This is a genomic window from Terriglobales bacterium, from assembly GCA_035937135.1.
Lineage (GTDB): Bacteria > Acidobacteriota > Terriglobia > Terriglobales > Acidobacteriaceae > DASYVL01.
Window position 1 is genome coordinate 1 of the sequence record DASYVL010000172.1, and the last position, 1,647, is coordinate 1,647.

At 66.8% G+C, this 1,647-nt stretch carries 3 protein-coding genes; all 3 read right to left on the minus strand.

The window, feature by feature from the left end:
• On the minus strand, window positions 1-814 hold an 814-nt coding region (locus VGQ94_10020), incomplete at its 3' end, for a hypothetical protein (GenBank protein ID HEV2022848.1).
• Window positions 811-1,455 (minus strand): cytochrome c, encoded by a 645-nt coding sequence (locus tag VGQ94_10025; protein ID HEV2022849.1) that lies wholly within the window; start codon window positions 1,453-1,455, stop codon window positions 811-813. The genes VGQ94_10020 and VGQ94_10025, both read right to left, overlap by 4 nt.
• Before the next feature lie 28 nt (window positions 1,456-1,483).
• Window positions 1,484-1,645, minus strand: coding sequence for a quinol:electron acceptor oxidoreductase subunit ActD (locus VGQ94_10030; GenBank protein HEV2022850.1), 162 nt, complete (start codon window positions 1,643-1,645; stop codon window positions 1,484-1,486).
• Window positions 1,646-1,647 lie beyond the last annotated feature (2 nt).

Below are 1,647 nucleotides of genomic sequence, written 5' to 3' on the forward strand. Positions count from 1 at the left end.
ACTGGGAGAAGCTGAAGTAGGCCCAGATCATGACGAAGGCCAGCAGCAGTTTTCCCAGATCGTGGAAGTGCCCGGGCGCGAGGACGTCCGACATGGGCGGGTGCTTGGCGAGCAGCGAAGCCATGGCGATCATCAGCGACATGGCTGCCACCGCTCCGCCGGCCATGAACAGCATGCCGTAGATGGTGGAGTACCAGTGCGGATCGAGCGACATGACCCAGTCGATGGCGGAAAAGGTCACCGTCAGCCCGTAGAGCAGCAGCCCGACGGCGCTGAAGCCCTGCATGCGGTCGCGCAAGGAGGCGCGGGGAACCTGGTCCTGCTGCAGCGACCAGCGGCTGAGCAGATGCGCGGCGCCGCACCACAGCGCGAAGTAGAAAACGGCGCGGGCGACGAAGGCGGTCTGATTCAAATAGGCAGCCTTGTGCTGGAGCAGCGAGTCCTGCGCCACCTTGGCCGGGTCGGCCCAGGGATAGAGCTGGTGCAGGCCGAAGAGCAGCGGGATGAACAGCAACGCCAGCAGGGGAAAGACGCGGGTCGCCGCCTCCAGCGGCCTACGGATGACGAATCCCCAGATGCCACCGGAGAGGTGCTGGAGCATGAGAATAGCGAGGCAGCCCAGAGAAATCCCCAGCCACAGCAGGTAACCGGCGAGGTAGGAGCGGAAGAACTGCGCGGGATTGATGAAGGCGCCGATGAGGCAAGCGGCGACGGCCACCAGACCGATGATTAGCGAGCGTCGCTGGATCTGCTCCACGATCGGCGGCGCGGCGAAGTCGCTGATTGTGACCGGATTGGCGCGCTCGGAGCTCATCGTTGTACTCCCGGCGGCGGGCCTTTCTTTTCGGTTTCGGCCGGCTTGGTTTCGGGCGCGGGCTTGGGCTGGGGCGTCGGTTCCTTCATCAGTCGCTCACGCTGCACCGGCGGCAAGTCCGCCAGTGAGGCGTGCTGGCTGAGCTGCAGCGCGCGGATGTAAGCGGCGATGGCCCAGCGGTCCTCCGGCGAGATCTGCGCCGCGTAGTCGGACATGGCGCCGAAGCCGCGGGTCATGGCGTCGAAGTAATAGCCGGGCGGCGCCGCCCGCAGCCGCGGGTCGTGGAAGGACACGGGACGCCGGTAGCCGCGCTGCACCACCACTCCGAATCCGTTCCCGGCGCGTGCGTGGCAGGGCGCGCAATAGATGTTGTAGCGCTCCTGGCCGCGCTCCAGTAGGGCGCGCGTCACCGGCATGGGGAACTGGGCTGCGAACTGGTCGCCGACCTTGCCGGTGTAGAAGACCGAGTCCTCGCGCAACTGGCCGCGGGCCACGGTGCCGGGGACGGGCGTGCGGGCGGAGCGGCCGTCAGGGAAGAAGTCGCTCGAGCGCAGCGGCGTGTACTTGGGCTGGTTGTGCATGTCCTGGCGGCAGCCGGCCAGCAGCGACACCAGCGCCAGCGCGAGCCCCGCCGTCTTCACCGACAACTTCGCGCGTTGGGACAGGAGGTTAATGCGGCACCTCCGCGATCTCACGCGGCCGCAGGCTTTCCAGGAACGTCTGGGTCTCGGCGCGGTCGTACATGGGGTCGGTAGCCTCGATGCACAGGAAGAACTTGTCCTTGCTGGCCAGCGCGAAGCTCTTGACGTTGAACACCGGGTGGTAGGGCATGG

Excerpts from the sequence above, each read along its gene's own strand:
- VGQ94_10030 (HEV2022850.1), bottom strand. The coding sequence starts at position 1,645 with ATGCCCTACCACCCGGTGTTCAACGTCAAGAGCTTCGCGCTGGCCAGC.